Here is a 16,368-nt window from a genome sequence, read left to right as displayed (position 1 = left end):
CGGTGCCGGACGCTTCCGCAGGCGTTATGGATCACTTCTGCGGGGCATTATCGATCGAGATGCGAGCGGGCCTGGTCGCGGGCCGCCACTGATGGAGGGACTCTTCGATGGGGGAGAAGGTCGTGGCGCACGCCTTTGACCTGTCCGACCGCCCGGCCTACCGGCGCAAGTTGGCCCGGTGTCTGGACGGACTGGAGAGGCTGCTGGAGGAGCGGAGGTTCGACCGTCCCCGAAATTTCATGGGGCTGGAGATCGAGCTGAATCTCGCCGCCTCGGACGGCACGCCCCGCATGATGAATGCCGAGGTGCTCCAGCGGATCGCGAGCAGGGATTTCCAGACGGAACTGGGGATGTTCAACCTTGAGGTGAATATCGTTCCGCACCGGTTGAGCGGCCGGGTTTTCGATCAGCTGGCGGAGGAGCTGCGCACGGGTCTTGCCTATGCCCATCGGAAGGCCGCCGAGGTCGACGCGGGCATTGTCATGATCGGAATTCTTCCCACGCTGGGACCGGACGACCTGGTCTTCGGCAACCTCTCGGACGTGGACCGCTACACCCTTCTCAACGACGAGATGGTCGCCGCTCGGGGCGAGGATTTCGCGATCGACATCGAGGGCGTCGAGCACCTCGTGTGCACGTCTCCGTCGATCGCCCCCGAATCGGCGTGCACCTCCGTGCAGTTGCACCTCCAGGTGACCCCCGCGCGCTTCCCCGACGTGTGGAACGCGGCGCAGGCGGTCGCCGGGGTGCAGATCGCGCTCGGCGCGAACGCGCCGTTCCTGTTCGGCAAGGAACTCATGCGCGAATCGCGGCCGCCGCTGTTCCAGCAGGCCACGGACGTACGGCCGCCCGAGCTGCGGAACCAGGGAGTCCGCCCGCGGACCTGGTTCGGGGAGCGCTGGATCGGTTCGGCGCACGAACTCTTCGAGGAGAACGTCCGCTTCTTCCCGCCGCTGCTGCCGATCCTCTCCGACGAGGACCCGCTGCGGGTGCTCGACGAAGGAGGGGTACCGACACTGGCCGAACTCGTCCTGCACAACGGGACGATCTACCGGTGGAACCGGCCCGTCTACGGAGTCGCGGACGGGGCGCCCCACCTGCGGGTGGAGAACCGGGTGCTGCCCGCCGGGCCGACCGTCGCCGACGTACTCGCCAACGCCGCCTTCTACTACGGGCTGGTGCGCGCGCTCGCCGACGAACCCCGCCCGGTGTGGAGCAAGCTCTCCTTCGAGGCCGCCGAGGAGAACTTCGACAACGCCTGCAGGTACGGCATCGAGGCCGAACTGCTGTGGCCGCGCCCCGGCCGGTCCGGCGGGGTCGCGAAGGTCCCCGCCGTCAAGCTCGTACGGGACGAACTGCTGCCCCTCGCCTCCGCCGGGCTCGACGCGTGGAACATCGAGCCCGCCGACCGCGACCGGTACCTCGGCATCATCGAGGAGCGGTGCCGCCGGCGGACCAACGGAGCCTCCTGGCAGGTCGACACCTACCACCGGGCGCAGGAGGCCGGGCTGGGACGGGAAGCGGCCCTCGCCGCCACCACCCGCAGGTACGGCGAGCTGGCGCGCAGCGGCGAACCGGTGCACACCTGGCCCGTCGGCTTCCCCAAGCCGTGAGCGCGGGCGCGCACCGCTCCGGGAGGTCCACCGCCCCGTGCCCGCACGGGCCCGGCCGGTCCTCTCAGGGCAGCAGGGGGCGTCCCTCGATCGCGGCCTGGATGTGACGGGGTCCGAGCACCTCCGATCCGTGCTCGGCCGTGAAGGCGCGCACGCGGGCCAGAGGCGAGTCGGGCGGCGGCGGCTCCTCGCTGATCGCGAAGCCGTGGGCCTGCGCCCAGAACGCCACACCCAGCTCCTGCGGGTCGTCCAGGTGGGACATGTCCGTCCTGTCCGTCCCGTCCGTCCTGTCTGTCCTGTCGATCGGGTCCATGGAGCGAACGGTAGACGGAGGCACTGACAACGCGTGACCGGCCGGCGCCGTCTTTCGCGCCCGCCGGCCTGCCGGCCCGTCCACCCGCCGGCCGGTGCGGGCCGGTGCGGACGCCCCGTACCGTCGCCGGGCGGAGAGCCGGAGCCGGTCTACTCGGGGATGCGGGCCTGACTTGCCGTCATGATGGCCTGCAGAATGACCGACTGGATCTCGGCGGGGTCGCTCACCCCGTAACCGCCCCCGCCCGTCACCTTCGCGATCTCCGCGACCTCCTCACGGTCCGCGTCCGGCCCCACCGCGATGGCGAGGATCGGCACCGGGCGCTCCGGGTCCGCGAGCGCCTTGAGCTGCTGGACCAGGCCGGTGCGCGAGATGCCGTGGTCGTCCTGGTCGGAGCCGTCCGTCAGGATCACCAGGGCGTTGAACTTGCCCGGCACGTAGCTCGCCACCGCAGCCCGGTACGCGGCGAGCGTGGTGTCGTAGAGCCCGGTGGCACCGTTCGGCACGGGCTCCAACTCGTCGAAGGCCGAGGCGAGTTCATTCCGGTGGGTGGTGCCGCTCGCGGTCCGTTCGCCGAGACGGCGCGTCGGGGTCAGCTCGCGGTAGTCCTTCTCGCCGTCGAGCGTGGTGGCGAACTCCCACAGGCCGATCTCGTCGTCGTCCGTGAACTGGCTCAGCGCCCGCAGCAGCGACTCCTTCGTCACCTCCATCCGCGACTCGCCGCTGCCCGGGACCGGGGTCGCCATCGAGCCCGACGCGTCGACCACCGTGGAGAGCCGGGCGCTCTGCACCGTGATGGTCCACATGCCGAGCACCTCCTGGAGCTCGGCGGCGGTGGGCGCGGTAGCGGGAGCCCCGGCGTACGGCTGCGGGTCGTCCCCGCCCGCCGCCCGGACGATCCGGGCCTCCGCATCGCCGTCCGGGGACCGGAAGCCGTGGGCGGGCAGGACGGCGCCGGGCCCTCCCGCACCGCTCTCGCGGAGCAGTGTCATCAGGCGCAGCGCGGTCCGGCTCTGCTCCACGGTCATCGCCGTCTCGTCCACCAGCGTGTACGGGTAGTTGAGCTGCGGAGCCCCGTCCTTCGGGTAGAAGAGGTCGACCTTGCCGCCCGCGCCGGCCTTCGCGTTGTGCGCGAAGGCGGCCTGCTCCGACAGGATCAGCGCCTGGTTCCGCTTCACGTCGTCCCGTTCGGCCGCCACATCGTCGTGCGCGAGCGTCCCGGCCGCCTGCGGATCGCTCTGCGACATCCGCTCCGAGAGGAGCTTCGCGGTCTGCGCGGCCCGGGTGTCGCTATCGCCGCCCTGGTCCGCGGAGGCCGCCCCGATGGCCGCGAGCGCCAGCAGGCCGGTGGCGCTGCGGGCCGGATCGGCCGCCCCGAGCCGTACGGCACCGTCCGGCCCCAGGGCGGCGGCGACCAGTTCGGCCCAGCCGAGCCGCTTGTCCGGCCAGCCCAGGACCTTCGCCGCGGACGGCACCACCGCGAACCCCACCGGGGAGGTGGCCACCGAATCGCCGGGCGTCAGCGGGATACCGTCCCCGGCCCCCTTCGCCCGGTCCAGCCAGAGGTCCGAGTCCGGCAGCCAGACCTGGTACGGGGCCTTGCCGCCGGCCGCCACGGTGTTGGCGACCTTGTACGAGTCGGCGGCCACCACCCGGACGTCCATGCAGCGTCCGTCCGTGCGCACCTCGTCCTCGCGCGCCCGGTCGGCGACGGCGCGTACGGCGGGGGCGATGTCGGGCGAAGCGGCCACGGTGAGCCGGACCGCGTCGCTCCCGCACGGCTCGGAGAACGAGAGCAGGCCGCCGCGCGCGACCACCGCCGTTCCGGCCGCGACCGTGACGACGAGTGCGCCGGCGACGGCGACCGCGCGGCGACGGGGCGGCGGCGATGCCGCCCCGGGTCTCTCCGCCGCGGAGCGGTCGGGCAAGCTGTGACGTCCCATGTCGGTGGTGCCCTCCTTGAGAATGAACAAGGAAAGGGGGACCACACCATCGGTGATGGTGCTCGTCCCCCGGCCTGTCGCGCATGATCTTCGTACTTGCTTTCGAGACCCTAGCGGTGCGGCGGGTGGCATGGGACGCGATTGCAGAACTAAAGGCGGTGTACCGGTGGAGGTGGGGCGTGTGGCTGATTCTTGTCCCCAAGAGTCGCTTTCCCGAAGGACTTTGCGGTCCGAGACAGTGTTGGTCCTCGCGCTGTCGTTGGGCGCGAGCGGGGTCTCCGCACTCATCAGTTTTGTCGGATCGCTGACGAAACCGGGGGGTTTGAAGGATCAGGCGGCCACGCTCAACGGCTCGTACGCGCCAGGACGTCCATGGCTTGATCTGGCATGGCAAACGTTTGGGATCGCAACGGCTCTGGTACCCGTCGCATTGGTGGCGCACCTGCTGATCCGGGAGGGCGCGAGCCTGCGGACCATCGGGTTCGACCGCACCCGGCCCGGCCCCGATCTGCGGCGCGGCGTCGCGGTGGCGGCCTGCATCGGCAGCGCCGGGCTCGCCTTCTACCTCGTGGCACGGGCCACCGGCTTCAACCTCACGGTGGTGCCCGAGTCGCTGCCCGAGGTCTGGTGGAAGTTCCCCGTACTGATCCTCTCCGCGCTGCAGAACGCCGTGGTGGAGGAGGTCATCGTGGTCGGCTACCTGCTGCGCAGGCTCGACCAGCTGGGGTGGACACCCAGGGCCGCGCTGCTGGGCAGTTCGGTGCTGCGCGGTTCCTACCACCTCTACCAGGGGATCGGCGGCTTCCTCGGCAACATGGTGATGGGCGTCGTCTTCGTCCTGCTCTACCGGCGCTGGGGCCGGGTCGGCCCGCTGGTGGCCGCGCACGCGCTCCTCGACATCGGGGCCTTCGTCGGATACGCGCTGCTCGCCGGGAAGGTGGACTGGCTGCCCACGCCGTGAGCCGCCGCGCTGCCGCGGGGCGTTGGTCGCGGGCGCAACGGGTGATGCGGGCGGGAGCGGGGGAGCAGGGGCGGAGTGGGGGGCGGGGGATCTTCGGGAGTTGTGCGAGTCCGGGGAGTCGTGCGGGACCGGGCCCGGGACTCGTGCCGCTTCCGGGACGGCGGGGGCTCCTGCGGGTGATGCCGCGGGAGCCCCTCGGTGCTGTTCCGGGGCGGCGTGCTGCCGCGTAGGGCTCGCACCGTCCGCTCAGAGCGCGGCGAGGAGTTCCCCGTCGATGACGGTCACGGCATTGCCGGTGAGCAGCGTCCGGTCCCCGCGCAGTTCGGTGCGGACCAGGCCGGTACGGGCGGATCCCTGGAGGCCGGTCAGCGCGTCACGGCCCAGCCGGGCCGACCAGAACGGGGCGAGCGCGGTGTGCGCGCTGCCCGTCACCGGGTCCTCGTCGATGCCGACCCGGGGGAAGAAGCCCCGGGAGACGAAGTCGTACCCCAGCGTGGGGTCCTCGGCGGCGGCGGTGACGATCACTCCGCGCCGCGAACACCGTACGAGGGCCGCGAAGTCGGGCGTCAGGCCGCGTACGGTCGCCTCGTCGTCGAGCTCGACCAGCAGATCGCCGATGTACTCGGCCGTGTCCAGGACCACGAGGGGCTCGGCGCCCAGCGCGCGGGCCAGACCCTCCGGCTCCGGCTCGGGCGTGAGGGGGGAGGTGGGGAAGTCCATCGTGTACGCGGAGCCGGGACGGGCAACGGTGGTGAGCACCCCGGACCGGGTGGCGAACCGTACGGCGCCCGTGGCCGTCCCCGTCGAGTGCAGCACGTGCGCGGTGGCGAGCGTGGCGTGCCCGCACAGGTCGACCTCCGTCGTCGGGGTGAACCAGCGCAGCGCCCAGTCGGCGTCCCCGCCCGGCGGCAGGGGGTGGGCGAAAGCCGTCTCCGAGAGGTTGACCTCGGTGGCGATCCGCTGAAGCGTGCCCGCTTCGGGGAATGCGCCGGAGTCCAGGAGGACGACACCGGCGGGATTGCCGGCGAAGGGCTGGTCGGTGAACGCGTCGACGATACGGATTCTCATGGGGCGACCGTAACGAGGACGGTTCTCAGAAGTTCGCCCGGACCGTTTCCTCGGCGCGCTCCGTTTCCTCGGCGCGCTTCGTTTCCTCGGCGCGCTCCGCCTGCGAGGCAGCCGCGGCGTCCAGCAGGAGCCAGCCGTCGATTTCCACCGGTCCCCGGTCTTCCGGCCGCCATCCGTGCGCCATCGCCGCGTCGAGCAGCGCGCGGGCCGCGCCGGGCTCGTGGAGGTTCAGCGAGCTGCCCCGGATCCACCCCACGTCCCCCGATCCCAGAGGGGCTCCGCCCGGGACGTACCGGTCGGGCCCACTCGCGAAGACGATGCGCAGCGGTCCGCCGGTGCCGGAAGGCTGCGGGGACAGAGTGAGAACCTGGCGGCAGTCGGCCGGCCGGCCGTGCTCGTCCTTGCGGTGGCTGTGGCGATGCTGCCAGAAGTAGGTACGCCCGTCGGCGACCAGGCGGCGGAGGCTTCCCGATTTGCGTGGCACGGGACGGAGGATACGCGGCGCTGCCCGCCCTGCCGAGACGTGGGCCGCACTCATGACCGTGCGGAACCGGTCGCTGTCGGCCTTGCTTTCGGCCTGCTTTCCTCGCTTTCGGCCTCGCTTTCGGCCTCAAGCCGACTTGTGCCGTACGGTTTTGGCGTTTCAGGCTCGGGCGGCGGCGACTCCGAAGCCGTCCATGTAGTCGCGGACGCGCGTGATCAGTCCGTCGCGGACGTGGAGTACCAGGAGACCGGGGACGGTGAACACAGTGGCGTCGGCCGCCACTGTCCCCACCACCACGTGCTCGGCGATGAGCACCTCCGGATCGGCGGTCTCATGGACCGCGATTCGTCTGACCTCCCGCACCCGGGTGGGGCCCGCGCCCCAGGCTGCCCGGTAGCCGGCGCGCACGGCCGCACGCCCCTCGAAGCGCGGAGGGAAGCCGGGCGAGGTGAACGGGAACTCGTGCACCGCGTCGACGGCGTAGAGATCGGCGAGATCGTCCGGGGACTTGTCGAGCATGGCCCGGTAGTAACGGGCCAGCACCTCGTGGGGGGTTCGAACAGCGGACGTCTCGTGAGGCGACACGGGGCCGCTCCTTTCGCTCAACGCTTGTTGACCCACTCACCGTAGGGTCGGCCGGGGATTCGGTCAACGGCTGTAGAGTGAATCGGTGTCCACTCCTTCCTCGTCCCGTGCCGACCGACGCCGAGCGACCGAGGTGCGCATCCTCGACAGTGCCCGGGAGCTGTTCGCGCAGAAGGGATTCGAGCGCACGACCATGCGCGCCGTGGCGGCCGCGGCGCGCGTCGATCCCGCTCTGGTCATGCAGTACTTCGGTTCAAAGCGAGGGCTGTTCGGCCAAGCCGTGCAGGCGTTGCCCGCCCCGCCGACGGTCGCTGCCGACACCGACGAGCTCGTCGATCAGTTGCTGGCCTCGCTCGGCCTCAAGCTCGGCGGCCTTCCCGAGGGCACGCTGGCGATGATGCGGTCCATGCTCACCGACGAGGCGGCAGCCGAGCACGTCCGGGTCGCTCTCGGCAGGCAGATCGGCAGTGTCGGTGCCGCTCTGCCCGCCGAGGATTCCGAACTGCGCGCGGCGCTGCTCGTCACCGCGTTGCTGGGCGTGACCATCGGCCACCAACTCCTCGGCCTGGCCCCGCTGCGTGATGCCTCTGCGGACCGGGTCGCCGCGTTGCTCCGCCCGGCCTTCAAAGCATTGGCCGGAGTGACCGAGCACGCCGGAGCGACGGAGTGACGGCGGTGGACGCAGGGAGGTGACGGGCAGGGGTATCAGGGAGCCTGTGGTGTGAGGGCGCGTACCTGCGGTGTGAGGGTGCGTGCCTGCGGTGTCAGGGTGTCGGTGGCGTGGTGTCAGTGGTGGAACAGCCTCAGCCCGGTGCGTGCCAGGGAGATCCCGTGCTCGCGGCAGGCTGCCTCGACCTCGTCGGACCTGATGGATCCTCCGGGCTCCGCGATGTACCGAACGCCGTGGCGCCGGGCCTGGTCGACGTTGTCGCGGAACGGCAGGGCGCCGTCGGACGCGAAGGCGACCCGGTCGAGACGCTGTATCCATCGAGCACGCTCGTCGGCGGTGAACTCCGTAGCCGGCGTGGTGAGTACCTGCGCCAGCCGTCCGGTCTCGTCCGGAGTGAGGTCGCCCTCGATGAAACGGATCTGCCAGTTGATCCGGTCCTGACGTCGAACGCCCGGACGGAAGTGGAGCGCGCGAACGCCGGGATGGCGCCGCAGCCACCAGGTGTCGGCCTTGGCACCGGCGAGCCGGGTGCAGTCGACCCGGGACTGCTGACCGGCGCCGATTCCCAGCGTCATGCCGTCGCGGACGTAGCAGACCGAATTGGACTGGGTGAAGCGCAGGACCGCCAGTCCCAGGAGCAAGTCCGCCGAGGCGGTACCGGGGAGCGGATCGCCCACGACCGGGTCGAGCAGCGCCGGGGACAACTCCGTGGCGTCGTGCTGCTGGGTCAGGCGCAGGCCGAAGACCTCCCGGGTCTCGTTGCGCGGGGGAGTGAAGGCGACGTCCGCCTCCATGATCAGGAAACGGCCGTTCTTCTTCCTGCGGAGCCGTTCGACCGTGCCGGGCGCGTAGCCGGGGGCGACGATGCCGTCGCAGACCATGCCGGCCAGCAGCTCGGCGAGTTCGGCGTCGACCGGATGGGAGACGGCGGCGAAGTCGCCGTAGGAGGACTTCGGATCGGCGTCCCGGGCCCGCAGATAGGCGCCGGCAAGCGCGCCGATCTCCCCGTCGGCGACCCCGTAGAGCTCTGCGGTGACCTCGTCGATGGGTCCGGAGACGGCCGCCCCCGCAGGTGAGACGTGCTTGAACGAAGCGGCTGCCGGCCTGCCCAGCGTCCGGGCGGCCTCGTGGACGAGCTGCCATCCGTTCAGCGCGTCCAGCATGTTGATGAGGGACGGTTCTCCGTGCAGCAGCCGTACCGGCCATGTGCCGGGCGTCACCGGTGCGGCGTACGCGGTCTCCTGTTGCGGATTGGTTCCGTAGCGCAGCTTCACTTCACGGCCTCCTCAGCGGGACATCGCTGACGGAGGCGCCCAGGCGGTCGACGTCCACATCGGAACAGGTACGGCCGCTCCCCGGTGGTTGTCCACCTTCGCCAGTCGCGGCCGGACAGAACTCTAGCGGCATCCGACAGGCTCGACCCAGCCTTCGGCGAGGCGCTTGAACATCCGCAGAGCGGTCCTCCTACCAAGGGCGGGCGTCGTGCGCGGGCAAGGGGCGCAGCCTCGGCCAGCGTTCGAGCAGGCGACGGGCGAGGGCGGAACCGAGGCTGCCCACGGCGTGCAGACGGTCGTGGTCGCGGGCCATGCCGGCGACCACGTCCAGGCGGTGGACGAGCCGCTCGCGGGCGGAGACGTAGCCCCACGTGAAGTCCTCGGCGGGCACCCGCGCGAGCTGGTCGACCGTTCCGCGGTGGGCCCGTTCGACGAGCGCGTCGCCCTGGATCAGCCAGGCCACGCACGCGTCGGCGAGGTCACCCGGCACGTCCGTCCCGGTGAGGCCTCGCCAGGTGGTCCGGTAGACGTTCTCGACCTCCGCGAGCGGGGCCCCGGTGACCGACATGGCGCACCAGCAGGTGGGGAATCCCGTGCGGAGGTAAGCGAGTTCGATCAGGCCGTTGCCGAGTGACGCCCGCTCGAAGTCGACGAAGCGGACGCCGTCGGCAGTGCGCAGATCATTGCCGGGGCAGGGGTCGCCGTGCAGCAGCGCATGGTGCCCGGTGGGGTCCAACCGCTCCAGGAGGCCGGCGAGTTCATCGGGGACCGTGGACGGTACGGGCACGTCGAGCGCCTGGGCCAGGGCGAGGAAGGACTCCACGTCGGTGGCTGTGGGGCCCGACCAGGCGGGTAGTGCGCCCGCGTCGGCCGGTCCGGTCAGGGCGTGCAGTCGGGCGAGTGACTCGGCGTACCCGGGCATCCAGTCGTTCGTCCTGCCGAGGTCGTCCACGTGCTCCAGGACCATCACCCGCGAGGACGGGTCCGCGGCGAGCACCGCGGGGGCCACGGCGGGCCGGGAGGCCCGTCCCGCCAGGCGCAGCCCGGCCACCTCTCGCGCGAAGCGCGTGTCCGCGTCGGCGCCGGTGTCTCCGCCGTCGGTGATCTGCTTGACGACCACCAGCCGCCGGTCGGTCAGTCGTACCCGCCACACCCGTGACCGGGGACTGCTGTCCAGGAGTCTGGCCGACCTGGGGGTGCCCACGGTGGATCGCAGTGCTTCGCCGAACGGAACACGTCTGAGCATGTCGGTGAGCGTAGACGGGCCTTCGCGCGCGCGAGGGTCTTTGCGTACAACCACCGGTCACGGACCCGGAGACGGTCATGGGCCCGGAGATCGGCACGGGCCCGGACGGCCAGTGCCGAGCCGGCCAGCCCCTTCCGTCGGGGCTCCGCGCCACCGCTCCGCGCCGCCACGGCGGATCGCGACCCGCCGTGCGGGCGGGACGACGGAAAAGAGGCCCCGCGACCAGCTCTCACACGGTGTGAGCCTGTCGCGAGGCCCCTTGTCCCCGCCCGCTCTCGTACCCACGGCCTCAGTTCTCGTCGGCCAGGATGAGGTAGAGCTTCTTCTTGGCGTCGTTGATGACGGCGAGCGCCTTCTTGCGCTGGTCGGCGGAGCCGGTCTTCCAGACCTGGCCGAACGCCTCCATGAGGCCGAACCCGGCCTGCCGGATCTCGTTCACGCTCTCCCAGTCGACGCCGCGCCCGGCGTCCTCCCACGGCGCGTCGGGACCGGACTCGGCCTCGGCGCTCCCGGCCTCGGTGAGCGTGAACAGCTTCTTGCCGCCCTCGCTCGCGCTGACGATCAGGCCCTCGTCCTCCAGCAACTGGAGCGTCGGGTAGACCGAACCAGGGCTGGGCCGCCAGGCCCCACCGCTGCGCTCGCCGATCTCCTGGATCATTTCGTAGCCGTGCATCGGGCGGTCCTTGAGCAGCGCCAGGATCGAGGCGCGTACGTCGCCGCGCCGCGCCCGTCCCCGGCCGCCACCTCGTCCCCGGCCGCCACCGAAGGGGCCCCCGCCGAACGGTCCGCCGCCGGGTCCGCCGCCGAAGGGGCCGCTGCCGAACTGCGGCCCGAAGGGACCGAAGGCGGACCGCCGGCCGTCGAAGTCTCCGCGGCCCGGCCGTCCGGGTCCGCCCTGTCCGCGACCGCCTCGGCCGCGCTCGTTGTCGAATCCATGTGAACGCATGACGCGCTCCTTCCGGTTGATCGGATGACCGGTACGTTCGTACCGATGGCTCAACGATATATCGGAAACTATCGCTCGGCAAGGATGTGCGGGGATCGGCGTCCGGTGACCCGGGCCGGTGGGCGCCGACCGATTGCCGCCGATGGGTGACGCTGCTCGCTGATCGGCAGCTCCCAGGAATCGGCAGGTTCCAGAGCATGGCTGTTGAGACTGAGATCGTTCGCGAGGCGACCGGTGAAGTGGTGGAGGCGTTCGCCCGTCTCCTTCCGCAGCTGTCGTCCAGGGCGAAGACGGGAGTCCACCGTCCACCGGGTCACCCTGCGCTGACGCGCGGCGTCGGACTCCGTCGAGGCCGAGCCGCCCTGCATGGTCCGTACGTCTTCCGCCAGCGGCGTCCGGAGCATGTCCGACGTTGCATCCACAGCCCCGTTCCGGCGGCGAGGGATGCGCGGCGGTGTGTTTCGGCGGAGATGCGACAGGGGTGACCGGGCCGGTTGCACCTGACATGATGTGCCGATGCAGGCGTCTCAGGGGAGAAGTGCCGGCCTGGGGCTCGCCCTGGCCTCGGCGTTCGCGTTCGGTGGCTCCGGGGTGGCGGCGAAACCGCTCATCGAGGCGGGCCTCGATCCGCTGCACATGGTGTGGCTCAGGGTCGCGGGCGCGGCGCTCGTGCTGTCCCCCGCCGCCTGGCGGCACCGGAACCTGCTGCGGGAGCGGCCCGCGCTGCTGGCCGGCTTCGGGCTGTTCGCCGTCGCGGGTGTCCAGGCCTGCTACTTCGCCGCCATCTCGCGTATCCCGGTGGGCGTGGCGCTGCTCGTCGAATACCTCGCGCCCGCCCTCGTGCTGGGCTGGGTCCGGTTCGTGCGGCGCCAGCCGGTCACCCGCGCCGCCGCCCTCGGGGTGCTGCTGGCGGCGGCCGGGCTCGCCTGTGTCGTCGAAGTCTGGTCCGGGCTGCGCTTCGACCCCCTCGGTCTGCTGCTCGCTCTCGCGGCGGCCTGCTGTCAGGTCGGCTACTTCGTCCTGTCGGACCCGGGTGCGCCCGTCGCCGGCCAGGAAGGCGGCGGCGTGCGTCGCGAGCCGCCGCACCCGGTGGGCGTCATCGCGTACGGGCTGCTGGTCGGCACGGCGCTGCTCACGCTGGTCGCCCGCCCCTGGGGCATGGGCTGGTCGGTGCTCGGTTCCACCGCCCGGATGAGCGGCCACGGGGTTCCGGCCTGGCTCCTGCTGGCCTGGGTCGTGCTGCTGGCGACCGTGCTCGCCTACCTGGCCGGCGTGGTCTCCGTGCGGCTGCTCTCACCACAGGTCGCCGGAGTCGTCGCGTGCCTGGAAGCGGTGGTGGCGACCGTGCTCGCGTGGGTGCTGCTCGGCGAGCACCTGTCCGGACCTCAGCTGGTCGGCGGACTCGTCGTACTGGCCGGTGCCTACATCGCGCAGTCCTCGGCCCCGAAAGCCCCGTCGGGGCCGGTGGCGTCGGGGCCGGTCGATCCCGGTGTGCGGGGCGCGGCGGGAGAGGGCGTCGACCGTATGCGTACCGGCGGCGGAGCGGCGTCCGCCTGACGGCTGTAGGGTCGCTCGCCGCGCCGCCGCCGACCGTGCCTGTGTCGTTCGGCGGCCGCCGGGCCGTTCACCCTCACCTGTCGCGCCCTCGTCGCGCGGCTCGCCTCGGCGTACCCGAATAGGCGTCAATTACAGATTGACGGCTAGGGGTCGTCAATCTACGCTTGACGCATGACGCCACTCAATATCAGCCTCGCCGACCTGATCGCCCGTCTGGACCAGGAACTCCCCGACGTCGACCCGCTGGCCCGCATCAGTGAGGCGCACCTCCGCGCGCAGACCCTGTCCGACCTCGGTGAGCAGCTCATCGACCACTACGTCGGCAAGGCCAAGCAGGGTGGTGCGTCGTGGACCGAGATCGGTACCGCCATCGGGGTGACCAAGCAGGCCGCCCAGCAGCGCCACACCCCCAACCCCTTCGAGCGGTACACCAATCTGAACCGGCACAGCATCGTGCTGGCGCAGGAGGCCGCCCGGACGCACAAGCACGAGTTCATCGGTACCGAACACATCCTGCTCGGGCTGCTCGGTGAGCCTCGGGGCCTGGCCCACGAGGTGCTGACGGCGAAAGCCGGGTCGGAGCAGCGTGTCCGCGACGCGGTCGACGCGGTGATCCAGCCGGTCGGGCAGAAGACGCAGCGGGGGCACATCGCCTTCCGGCCGGAGGGTAAGGAGGCCATCGAGCAGGCGATCCGCGCGTCGGCCGAGCTCGGCAACGACTGGGTCGGCACGGAACACACGCTGCTGGGACTGATCCGCGTCGAGGGGAGCCCGGCCGCACGGATCCTGCACGACCTCGGCTTCACGCCGGACGAGCTGTACGAGACGGTGAAGACCGGGATCGCCCGGCGGTCCGCCGCGCGCGAGGAGTAGGGGAGCAGGGGCGGACGGGCGGCGCTGCTGGTGCTGTTGTCGCTCGCGGTGGGGCGTACGCGCTAAGTCGTGCCGGGTTTCGACTCCGCGCGTACGGCCCCGCGTGCGGCCCCTGCGTACGGCCTCTGCGCGCGGTTCAGTGCGCCGCGAGGTACTCCGGGAGGGGGATCGACGGGTCGAGGTCGTCGGACGGGATCGGTTCGCCGTACGTCCGGGCGACCGGCACCACGCCCGCCCAGTACGGCAGCGCGAGGTCCTCGGGCGCGTCGTTGGGCCCGCCGGTGCGGAGCTTCGCGGAGACCTCCTCCAGGTCCAGCCGGATCACCGCGGTGGCGGCGAGCTCCTTGGCGTCGGCCGGCCGCGAGTCCTGGGACCGGCCCGCGACGACCTGGTCCACGATGGCGTCGAGCGCCATCCGCCGCTCGTCGGGGTCCGTCACGGTGTGGGCGATGCCGTGCGCCACCACTGAGCGGTAGTTGATCGAGTGGTGGAAGGCGGAGCGCGCCAGGACCAGCCCGTCGACCTGGGTGACGGTCAGGCAGACCGGCAGGCCGGGGTCCGTGGTGTTGGCCATGCGCAGCGGCCGGGAGCCGGTCGAGCCGTGGATGTACAGCCGCCGGCCGACTCGCGCGTACAGCGTCGGCAGCACCACCGGGAAGCCGTCGCGGACGAAGCCGAGGTGGCAGAGGTACGAGCCGTCGAGTATCGGGTGCACGACCTCGGGGTCGTAGGAGGCGCGCTCCTTGGACCGGGTGGGAATGGTGCGCCCGGTCGCCGCGTAGGGGGCGTGGTCCCCGGCCTCGGCGGCCTCGGCGGCCCGGGGGTCGACGGGCGCGACGGTCTCCGACATTGCGTCCTCCATTGCACTAGTGCATAATGCTGTTTGTGCTAGGAGAGTACATGATCACGGGTGGGCGTGCGGCGGATATTGCCGCGAGCGTGGAACAGGGGGTGGGCTCGGGTGAGCTTGCTCCCGGGCAACTCCTGCCTCCCATGCGGGAGTTGGCGGCGCGACTGGGGGTCAATCCCAATACGGTCGCGGCCGCCTACCGCACCCTGAGAGAACGCGGAGTCATCGAGACGGACGGCCGCCGGGGCAGTCGGGTGCGCCCGCGCCCCGCCACCACCGCGCGCGGCTCGCTGCGCGTCGAGGCGCCCCCGGGGGTACGGGACCTGAGCAAGGGGAACCCGGACCCCGCGTTGCTGCCCGAACTGGCCGATGCCTTCGCGGAGGCGGTCCGGATGTACGGCGAAAACCCCGGGATGTACGGCGAGTTGCCGGTACTGCCCGAGTTCGGCGCCCTCGCGCGCGCGGTCTTCGCCGCCGATGGCGTCCCCGAGGGCCAGATCGTCGTCACCTCCGGCTCACTGGACGCGATCGAGCGGGTCCTGGCGGCCCACCTCAGGGCCGGGGACGCGGTCGGCCTCGAAGACCCGGGCTGGGGAAGCCTGTTGGACCTGGTTCCCGCGACCGGACTGCGCGCCGTACCGGTCGAGGTCGACGAGGACGGACCGGTACCCGCCGCCGTGGAGCGGGCCCTGCGCGCGGGCATCCGCGCCCTCGTCGTCACCGCCCGCGCACAGAACCCGACCGGCGCCGCGATCGGCGAGCAGCGGGCGCGGGAACTGCGCGCCCTGCTCGCCGCCCACCCCGACGTCCTGCTCCTGGAGGACGACCACGGACACGCCTTCGTCGACGTGCCGCTCCACCCCCTGGCCGGAACGACCCGCCACTGGGCGGTCGTACGGTCGGTGTCCAAGGCGTACGGGCCGGACCTGCGGGTCGCGGCGCTCACCGGCGACTCGATCACCATGGACCGGGTGGCGGGCCGGCAGCGGCTGGGACCCGGATGGGTCAGCAGACTGCTCCAGCGCGCCATGGTCCATCTCTGGAGCACGGGCGCCGTCGACACGCCTGCGGTCGCCCGGTCGTACGGGGCACGCCGCTCGGCGCTCGTCGCGGCGCTCGCCGAACGGGGCGTCGTCGCGTACGGCCGCAGCGGGATGAACGTCTGGGTGCCGGTCAGCGACGAGACCGGCGCCGTGACCCGGCTGCTGCGCGCCGGATGGGCGGTGGCGCCCGGTGCGAGATTCCGGATGGACGCTCCCCAGGGGGTGCGCATCACCGTGTCGCCGCTGACCCCGGCCGAGGTCGGCCCGCTCGCCGACGCGGTCGCGGCGGCGGCCGGCCCCGCCCGGCCGATCAGCTACGGCTGAGCGGCCCGACGGGACCGGACCGCGGTCCGGCGGCGGTCAGCCGAGGCCCGCCAGCTTGCGGAAGTCCCAGGAGACGACGGTCTTCGGAGTGATCCGCAGCCAGGCGTGCCGGCCATCGTGCGGCATGGCGTCGATCCCGAAGTACTTCATCGGGAACAGGCTCTCCACGGAGGCGAGTTCGGGGCACGGTTCGCCCGTGCGCGGTGCCTCGCCCACCAGGACGGCCTCGCCCCGCAGCTCGACGCCGCGCAACTCCCCGTACTCGTCACCGTCGTCGACGACCACCGCCGTCCGAGGATTCCGGAGCAGGTGCTCCCAACGCAGGCTGCGGGTCAGCGAGTGGAGCCAGATCGAGGTGCCGTCCCACACGAACCACAGTGCCCCGACATGCGGTTGACCGTCCGCACCGACGGTGGCCACCCGGCAGGTGCGCTGCGCCCTCAGGTAGGCGTCGCGCTCCTCCTCGGTCATCATGATCCGGCGGCCTCGTCGTTGAGCGGCGGCCATGGGGCACCCTCACCTTCTCGCCCCTGGGCGGGATCGTCCGATCCCAGGATCATCGGGTCCCCGGCGCCGCCGCGCAATGCCGGGGACCGTGCCTTTTCAGGAGCCTTCTCG

General features: G+C 71.8%; 16 protein-coding genes and 1 riboswitch. Of the genes, 6 read left to right on the top strand and 10 right to left on the bottom strand.

The genetic code is table 11. The annotated features are described in order from the left end of the window. Nucleotides 1-107 precede the first annotated feature (107 nt). The gene (locus tag ACWCWD_RS24925) at nucleotides 108-1,613 is read left to right on the top strand and encodes a glutamate--cysteine ligase (protein WP_450775760.1); all 1,506 of its coding nucleotides are present in this window, start codon (nucleotides 108-110) and stop codon (nucleotides 1,611-1,613) included. 64 nt (nucleotides 1,614-1,677) lie between these two features. Here the strand turns inward: ACWCWD_RS24925 and ACWCWD_RS24920 are convergent, their stop codons facing one another. Beyond that, the gene (locus ACWCWD_RS24920) at nucleotides 1,678-1,926 is read right to left on the bottom strand and encodes a hypothetical protein (RefSeq protein WP_450775758.1); all 249 of its coding nucleotides are present in this window, start codon (nucleotides 1,924-1,926) and stop codon (nucleotides 1,678-1,680) included. Between the two features lie 149 nt (nucleotides 1,927-2,075). Continuing rightward, nucleotides 2,076-3,869: a VWA domain-containing protein gene (locus ACWCWD_RS24915; RefSeq protein WP_450775756.1), complete on the bottom strand. Its 1,794-nt coding sequence runs from the start codon at nucleotides 3,867-3,869 to the stop codon at nucleotides 2,076-2,078. A gap of 130 nt (nucleotides 3,870-3,999) precedes the next feature. Here ACWCWD_RS24915 and ACWCWD_RS24910 point away from each other — a divergent pair, with 130 nt between their 5' ends. Then, nucleotides 4,000-4,830: a CPBP family intramembrane glutamic endopeptidase gene (locus ACWCWD_RS24910; RefSeq protein ID WP_450775754.1), complete on the top strand. Its 831-nt coding sequence runs from the start codon at nucleotides 4,000-4,002 to the stop codon at nucleotides 4,828-4,830. A gap of 246 nt (nucleotides 4,831-5,076) precedes the next feature. On the opposite strand, the gene ACWCWD_RS24905 is transcribed toward ACWCWD_RS24910, so the two are convergent. The 3 genes from ACWCWD_RS24905 to ACWCWD_RS24895 all read right to left on the bottom strand — a co-directional run bounded on the left by ACWCWD_RS24905 (nucleotide 5,077) and on the right by ACWCWD_RS24895 (nucleotide 6,967). Further along, nucleotides 5,077-5,898 (bottom strand): PhzF family phenazine biosynthesis protein, encoded by an 822-nt coding sequence (locus tag ACWCWD_RS24905; RefSeq protein WP_450775752.1) that lies wholly within the window; start codon nucleotides 5,896-5,898, stop codon nucleotides 5,077-5,079. Between the two features lie 25 nt (nucleotides 5,899-5,923). Further along, nucleotides 5,924-6,382, bottom strand: coding sequence for a hypothetical protein (locus ACWCWD_RS24900; protein WP_450775750.1), 459 nt, complete (start codon nucleotides 6,380-6,382; stop codon nucleotides 5,924-5,926). A 159-nt stretch (nucleotides 6,383-6,541) separates the two neighbouring features. Continuing rightward, a complete protein-coding gene (locus tag ACWCWD_RS24895) occupies nucleotides 6,542-6,967 on the bottom strand; it encodes a nuclear transport factor 2 family protein (protein ID WP_450775748.1) in 426 nt (141 codons plus the stop codon). Between the two features lie 85 nt (nucleotides 6,968-7,052). Between ACWCWD_RS24895 and ACWCWD_RS24890 the strand changes: the two genes are divergently transcribed. Then, a complete protein-coding gene (locus ACWCWD_RS24890; RefSeq protein ID WP_450775746.1) occupies nucleotides 7,053-7,637 on the top strand; it encodes a TetR family transcriptional regulator in 585 nt (194 codons plus the stop codon). Between the two features lie 116 nt (nucleotides 7,638-7,753). On the opposite strand, the gene ACWCWD_RS24885 is transcribed toward ACWCWD_RS24890, so the two are convergent. The 3 genes from ACWCWD_RS24885 to ACWCWD_RS24875 form a co-directional block, all read right to left on the bottom strand. Then, nucleotides 7,754-8,911: a phosphoribosylaminoimidazolecarboxamide formyltransferase gene (locus ACWCWD_RS24885; protein ID WP_450775744.1), complete on the bottom strand. Its 1,158-nt coding sequence runs from the start codon at nucleotides 8,909-8,911 to the stop codon at nucleotides 7,754-7,756. 30 nt (nucleotides 8,912-8,941) lie between these two features. Next, a riboswitch (ZMP/ZTP riboswitch) is annotated at nucleotides 8,942-9,030 on the bottom strand. Between the two features lie 71 nt (nucleotides 9,031-9,101). After that, nucleotides 9,102-10,157: a phosphotransferase family protein gene (locus ACWCWD_RS24880; RefSeq protein ID WP_450775742.1), complete on the bottom strand. Its 1,056-nt coding sequence runs from the start codon at nucleotides 10,155-10,157 to the stop codon at nucleotides 9,102-9,104. 289 nt (nucleotides 10,158-10,446) lie between these two features. Beyond that, nucleotides 10,447-11,103, bottom strand: coding sequence for a PadR family transcriptional regulator (locus tag ACWCWD_RS24875; protein ID WP_450775740.1), 657 nt, complete (start codon nucleotides 11,101-11,103; stop codon nucleotides 10,447-10,449). A gap of 516 nt (nucleotides 11,104-11,619) precedes the next feature. Between ACWCWD_RS24875 and ACWCWD_RS24870 the strand changes: the two genes are divergently transcribed. Further along, nucleotides 11,620-12,660 (top strand): EamA family transporter, encoded by a 1,041-nt coding sequence (locus ACWCWD_RS24870; RefSeq protein WP_450775738.1) that lies wholly within the window; start codon nucleotides 11,620-11,622, stop codon nucleotides 12,658-12,660. Between the two features lie 171 nt (nucleotides 12,661-12,831). Beyond that, the gene (locus ACWCWD_RS24865; RefSeq protein ID WP_450775736.1) at nucleotides 12,832-13,533 is read left to right on the top strand and encodes a Clp protease N-terminal domain-containing protein; all 702 of its coding nucleotides are present in this window, start codon (nucleotides 12,832-12,834) and stop codon (nucleotides 13,531-13,533) included. A gap of 136 nt (nucleotides 13,534-13,669) precedes the next feature. Here the strand turns inward: ACWCWD_RS24865 and ACWCWD_RS24860 are convergent, their stop codons facing one another. Continuing rightward, the gene (locus tag ACWCWD_RS24860) at nucleotides 13,670-14,383 is read right to left on the bottom strand and encodes a pyridoxamine 5'-phosphate oxidase family protein (protein WP_450775734.1); all 714 of its coding nucleotides are present in this window, start codon (nucleotides 14,381-14,383) and stop codon (nucleotides 13,670-13,672) included. 35 nt (nucleotides 14,384-14,418) lie between these two features. On the opposite strand from ACWCWD_RS24860, the gene ACWCWD_RS24855 reads away from it, so the two are divergent. Further along, nucleotides 14,419-15,750: an aminotransferase class I/II-fold pyridoxal phosphate-dependent enzyme gene (locus ACWCWD_RS24855; RefSeq protein ID WP_450775732.1), complete on the top strand. Its 1,332-nt coding sequence runs from the start codon at nucleotides 14,419-14,421 to the stop codon at nucleotides 15,748-15,750. Nucleotides 15,751-15,786: 36 nt separating this feature from the next. On the opposite strand, the gene ACWCWD_RS24850 is transcribed toward ACWCWD_RS24855, so the two are convergent. Continuing rightward, the gene (locus ACWCWD_RS24850) at nucleotides 15,787-16,257 is read right to left on the bottom strand and encodes a pyridoxamine 5'-phosphate oxidase family protein (RefSeq protein ID WP_450775730.1); all 471 of its coding nucleotides are present in this window, start codon (nucleotides 16,255-16,257) and stop codon (nucleotides 15,787-15,789) included. Nucleotides 16,258-16,368: the final 111 nt, after the last annotated feature.

The sequence above is a fragment of the Streptomyces sp. NPDC001493 genome (genome assembly GCF_053597235.1).
The sequence above is the reverse complement of the archived record's forward strand: the minus strand, read 5'-3'. Positions and strand labels throughout refer to the sequence as shown.

Excerpts from the sequence above, each read along its gene's own strand:
- ACWCWD_RS24870 (WP_450775738.1), top strand. The coding sequence starts at position 11,620 with ATGCAGGCGTCTCAGGGGAGAAGTGCCGGCCTGGGGCTCGCCCTGGCC.
- ACWCWD_RS24875 (WP_450775740.1), bottom strand. The coding sequence starts at position 11,103 with ATGCGTTCACATGGATTCGACAACGAGCGCGGCCGAGGCGGTCGCGGA.
- ACWCWD_RS24920 (WP_450775758.1), bottom strand. The coding sequence starts at position 1,926 with ATGGACCCGATCGACAGGACAGACAGGACGGACGGGACGGACAGGACG.
- ACWCWD_RS24865 (WP_450775736.1), top strand. The coding sequence starts at position 12,832 with ATGACGCCACTCAATATCAGCCTCGCCGACCTGATCGCCCGTCTGGAC.
- ACWCWD_RS24850 (WP_450775730.1), bottom strand. The coding sequence starts at position 16,257 with ATGGCCGCCGCTCAACGACGAGGCCGCCGGATCATGATGACCGAGGAG.
- ACWCWD_RS24860 (WP_450775734.1), bottom strand. The coding sequence starts at position 14,383 with ATGTCGGAGACCGTCGCGCCCGTCGACCCCCGGGCCGCCGAGGCCGCC.
- ACWCWD_RS24880 (WP_450775742.1), bottom strand. The coding sequence starts at position 10,157 with ATGCTCAGACGTGTTCCGTTCGGCGAAGCACTGCGATCCACCGTGGGC.
- ACWCWD_RS24905 (WP_450775752.1), bottom strand. The coding sequence starts at position 5,898 with ATGAGAATCCGTATCGTCGACGCGTTCACCGACCAGCCCTTCGCCGGC.
- ACWCWD_RS24910 (WP_450775754.1), top strand. The coding sequence starts at position 4,000 with ATGGGACGCGATTGCAGAACTAAAGGCGGTGTACCGGTGGAGGTGGGG.
- ACWCWD_RS24915 (WP_450775756.1), bottom strand. The coding sequence starts at position 3,869 with ATGGGACGTCACAGCTTGCCCGACCGCTCCGCGGCGGAGAGACCCGGG.
- ACWCWD_RS24925 (WP_450775760.1), top strand. The coding sequence starts at position 108 with ATGGGGGAGAAGGTCGTGGCGCACGCCTTTGACCTGTCCGACCGCCCG.